Genomic DNA, 4,530 nt, shown 5'->3' with positions numbered 1-4,530 from the left:
TCCACCTAGGGCCATGAAGGCGCAGGGGAAGAGTAGTAAACCAGACCAACCGATGAAGACGAAACGGTCTCTTTTGAGCCAGTCATCGAGAGCATCAAACAGCCCTCTTTCTGGGGCGCGTCCGACAGCAATGGTCATGGGGGTTTTCTCCGAAAAATGTATATTATTGCTAAGATTCCGCGCTCTCTCCTCCATCCATCTGAGCAGGCGAGCAGATGTGTGGAAGAATTGTGAGAAATCTTTACTTTTCTTAACTTACACTATATTGGAAAAAATAGCCAATGTTTTTCAGGTCGATCTTAAGAAAATCTAAAATTTTTTCGGGAGACCAGTTGCTGGGCGTTGCGGGGGGAGACCACGTCGTGCGCGTTGCGGGGGGATTTGGGGAGATGGGGAGATATTCCGCCTCAATTGCTTGGTATTGTCGTCTTCACGTCTTGAGTGGAATGCTAGACCCCTCTGTGGGGTAATTATCCCCAAATTGAGGTGATTAAACCGCACGGTGTCGTATAGGGTTTTATTTAGTGGTGTTGGATCTATGCAAGAGTTCTAATATAGAGGGGGTTGCTCGATCGCAGGGAGCGGTATAATTGATGGCTGGGCTGAACAAGAAGGAGAATTCATGTACAAAGATGATATTCTGAACCTGATAAAGCAATCACCACTTGAGATTGATACTGAAATACAAATGACTGGAAAGCCCCCAACAATGGCTAACTCCGAATTTCTCACGAACAAGGAACAGGGTGATTGGGCTGAAACAATCGTCTTTAAGGCAGTCAATGAATATTCTGGTGATTATTTTGCTGTTAAATATGGGCGTTCCGAATCCATAGCCGCAGGTGATGATGGATTTGCTGATTTCTATATGGAATATCAGAGTGAACTTAATGCGATAGGTAAGAGGCCAGATATACTGATATTTAAGGTCAGAGACTTTCCGGATGGAAGTATTGACATTAAAAATGATCAGCACATAAGGCAGGCTGTGGCTGCGATTGAAGTAAGATCAAGTTCTTTTTTAGCAGACAAATATGCGGCATTCATGCGGGACAGACAAGATCGGGCCATTAAAAAATGCGAAGAAATTAGACAAGACATAATCAATACCGACCTTGGTGATCTATTAAGGCGAAAAAACCAGACAATTTACAATCTAATGTCAAATGCTACAGATGACACCTTTAGAGAATTAGACTTTCGTTGTCCGTCATGGTCATCAACAAAAGAGTTAAGAAATCTAACTGAATTACTGAAGAATCTCAAAGAAAATATAAAAATACTGCACAAACGCGATTATTTGGGCATTACCCCAAAAATTGAAGATGTTGCCTTGGTCAACAGGTGGATTCAGAAATATAATGTCAAGCATTTTTATCTACAAGTATTTTTTGACAAGGCATATATAATATCATTTAAAGATATTTTGGCACTGGTTTCAAACGATAACAATGATGGAAATAATTTTTCAATAGAAAGAGATGTAAAAAATCAAGGTAAAACTACGATCAAGATCAATGTGCAAATTGGAAAAGAAGTCATTGGAAAAATTGATATGCCTGAACATAAATCGGCTCTGAAAGAATTAGACAGGGGGCGTCTGCTTTTTTATGTCACTTTTGCAGGCGGCAAGGGATACCTTGATAATAAAATATTTCTAAGGGATGTTATTAATGCGTGAGTTAAAATATATAGCTGAAACTCCACTTAATCATAGGAAGGATTACGGTCAGTTTTTTACACCTATGTGCGTTGCTCGCCTCATGGTACAGTGGGTTTTAAAAGATAATCCAGAAACAGTATTAGACCCAGCGTTTGGCTTAGGCGTTTTTTATGATGAAGCAATAAAAATACCTTCAGGTAATCAAGTACATTTCATTGGATATGAGATTGATAGAAATATATTTGAGTTTCTCAATCGTAATGGTGACAGTCCTTATTTGAGAGTTATCAATAGTGATTACCTCGAAGCTGAAACTGAAAAATTTGACGGTATCATTTGTAATCCACCATATATGCGATTTCAGAAATTTCTTAAGCGTCATGATATATTACCAAAAATTGAAGAAAAAATAGGGAAGAAACTTATCGGTTACTCTAATATCTCTTCCGTATTCCTTGTCAAGTCTTTAAGAGAACTTAAAATCAATGGTAACTTGGCGTATATTATGCCTTTTGAATTTTTTAATACTGGCTACGGAAAAGAAATCAAAAAAAGTCTCCTTGAAAATCATTTATTGAAGCAAATAATAATCTTTGCCAATGAAAAAGAAATTTTCCCAGAGGCAACGACAACCGTTTGTGTGCTTCTTTGTAAAAATGACGGAAAAAAAGAAACCATTAAAATTTTACAGATCAAAAAAATTGATGAAATAGATAAAATATCTGATATTAGTAAATTCTATCAGTGGGAAATCGAACCATCGAATTTACCATACAACAAAAAGTGGACACCTATTATTTCATCATTGTTCACTGAACAAGTATCTCCAAATGGCTTCTGTAAGTTGTCCCTATACGGTACGTTTACGAGAGGTATTGCTACTGGCGCAAATGAATTTTTTGCGTTAAAAAAATCAAAAATTGAGCAACGGAAGTTGAGTGATAATAATATTTGTAAGTGTATTACAAAAAGCTCTCAAATCCGCAAAGCAGTATTTACTGAGCATGATTTTAATATACTATACAATGAGGATAAGCCAGTCCATTGTTTAGATGTAAAAGATCACGACAACTCTGAAATACGAAATTACATAAAAGAAGGCGAAAAATTGGGATACCATGGGAGGTATCTTACAAAAACAAGGAAGACCTGGTACAAAATTGAAAATAGAAAACCAGCTCCAATTTTATTCGGAGTCTTTAGCAGGGGCAGGTTAAAAGTAATACGCAATTTCACAACAGCAATAAATTTTACCTGCTTTCATTCCTTTTATCCAAATAAATTCGGAGAACAATTTATTAATAAATTATTTGTGTATTTGCTCAGTGATATTGGACAGGAAATAATAAAAATCAATAAACGAAGTTATGGTGATGAATTAGACAAGTTTGAACCAAGGGATTTGAATGATAGCTTATGTCCAAGCCAGAAACAATTTGAAATGATCAGTGATGAAGATGCTGAAGAAGTAATTAGTATTGCACAAAATGATCACCAAAAAGCAATTCTCATGAGTAATGCTCTGATCAAAAGACTTATGGACTCCCAACAATGCGCTGCACCGGACGGCAATTCCGCTGCGCTCCATAGTGCGATCGCCGATCTGGTTGGGTGTGTTAATAAAATGTAACGCGCCTTATTTTGTTTTAACGCAAGTGATTGTCTCGGAGCAGATTCTAATCAGGTATAATGCCAGATAAGGCAGCAATTTAAGAAAATTTACAATCATGGTATTGCGTCAGATCTGCTCCGCTATATTAAAGAAAAGTTTCCCAAACAGGGCGATGCTATTTCGGTTTAGCTTGAGGGTGCGTTCCCCGAAGCCTTTGGGTTTTGCCAACCAGATTTGGACAGAACTATAATAACAATTGTACTTAACCATGTACAACTCTGATGAGCGTCAACATTGTCAACTTTAGTGAAGCCCAAAAAAACTTTAAATCTGTAATAGATACAGTAGCCAATGATAAAAACTGTACTTTCATTGTCAGAGGAGATACAGAAGATGTTGTTATCATGTCTAAAAGTTATTATGACAGTCTGATGGAAACAGTTTATCTCTTAAGATCTGCAGCTAATGCTCAACATTTGCAAGAAGCGATCGCAGAATATCAAGCAGGTAAAACACAAGAACATGATTTAATCGATGCGTAAGTTGGCTTGGGGTAGTAAAGCATGAAAAGATTATCTTTATTGGCAATCTCAGGACAAGAAAACCCTGAAAAGAATCAATCTGCTCATCCAAGATACTCTATCCAATCCCTTTGAAGGAATCGGTAAACCTGAACCCTTGAGAGAGAATTTGTCAGGTTTTTGGTCCCGTACGGATGAAGCTAATCGTCTTGTTTATGTTGTCGATGATCATTATCTAACAATTATTTCCTGTCGCTATCATTACCAAGATTAGTCATCGCTGTAGGGTGCGTTCCCCACGACAACTCCGAATTACTCCGCCAATAAATTCCTGGGAACGCACCAAGATTTGTTAGCGCTCTCCTTATATATTTATGTCATAATTATTTTTTATTCTGGTCAGCCTAAAAATTAGGTATCGGTTATGAACACATTTACTGCTGTTGTAGAAAAAGATTTTGATACTAATCTCTATGTTGGTTATGTCCCTGGGTTCCCCGGAGTACATTCTCAAGGTGAAACTTTAGATAAATTACGGACAAATCTTTGTGAAGTGATAGAAATGCTCCTTGAGGATGAACAAACAAGATTTGGGCTCTTCGGTTTGTGTTATGCAATGGACGGGGGTTATAAGGGATGGAACCCTTATATAGAAAGGCATTTAGCGATTTTTGTCAATTGTTTTTGCTCTAGAGCGAACTAATCAATTAAGTCTCTTGCCAGATAAGGATTTA

General features: G+C 37.4%; 3 protein-coding genes and 3 pseudogenes. 5 read left to right on the top strand and 1 reads right to left on the bottom strand.

Annotation, left to right across the window (positions count from 1 at the left end; genetic code table 11):
- A pseudogene (locus O9332_RS13975) lies at positions 1 to 138 on the bottom strand (photosystem II D2 protein (photosystem q(a) protein)); the annotation flags it as partial.
- Between the two features lie 484 nt (positions 139 to 622).
- On the opposite strand from O9332_RS13975, the gene O9332_RS13970 reads away from it, so the two are divergent.
- The 5 genes and pseudogenes from O9332_RS13970 to O9332_RS13950 form a co-directional block, all read left to right on the top strand.
- Positions 623 to 1,681 (top strand): AccI family restriction endonuclease, encoded by a 1,059-nt coding sequence (locus O9332_RS13970; protein WP_002756852.1) that lies wholly within the window; start codon positions 623 to 625, stop codon positions 1,679 to 1,681.
- Positions 1,674 to 3,293 (top strand): HsdM family class I SAM-dependent methyltransferase, encoded by a 1,620-nt coding sequence (locus O9332_RS13965; RefSeq protein ID WP_002756850.1) that lies wholly within the window; start codon positions 1,674 to 1,676, stop codon positions 3,291 to 3,293. Before O9332_RS13970 ends, O9332_RS13965 begins: the two co-directional genes overlap by 8 nt.
- Positions 3,294 to 3,556: 263 nt before the next feature.
- Positions 3,557 to 3,817: a type II toxin-antitoxin system Phd/YefM family antitoxin gene (locus tag O9332_RS13960; protein ID WP_002756849.1), complete on the top strand. Its 261-nt coding sequence runs from the start codon at positions 3,557 to 3,559 to the stop codon at positions 3,815 to 3,817.
- 37 nt (positions 3,818 to 3,854) lie between these two features.
- A pseudogene (locus tag O9332_RS13955) lies at positions 3,855 to 4,070 on the top strand (Txe/YoeB family addiction module toxin); the annotation flags it as partial.
- A gap of 150 nt (positions 4,071 to 4,220) precedes the next feature.
- Positions 4,221 to 4,346 (top strand): annotated as a pseudogene (locus O9332_RS13950) (type II toxin-antitoxin system HicB family antitoxin); the annotation flags it as partial.
- Positions 4,347 to 4,530: the final 184 nt, after the last annotated feature.

Origin of the sequence: Microcystis sp. LE19-10.1B (assembly GCF_027530565.1) — a bacterium.
Classification (GTDB): domain Bacteria; phylum Cyanobacteriota; class Cyanobacteriia; order Cyanobacteriales; family Microcystaceae; genus Microcystis; species Microcystis aeruginosa.
The sequence above is the reverse complement of the archived record's forward strand: the minus strand, read 5'-3'. Positions and strand labels throughout refer to the sequence as shown.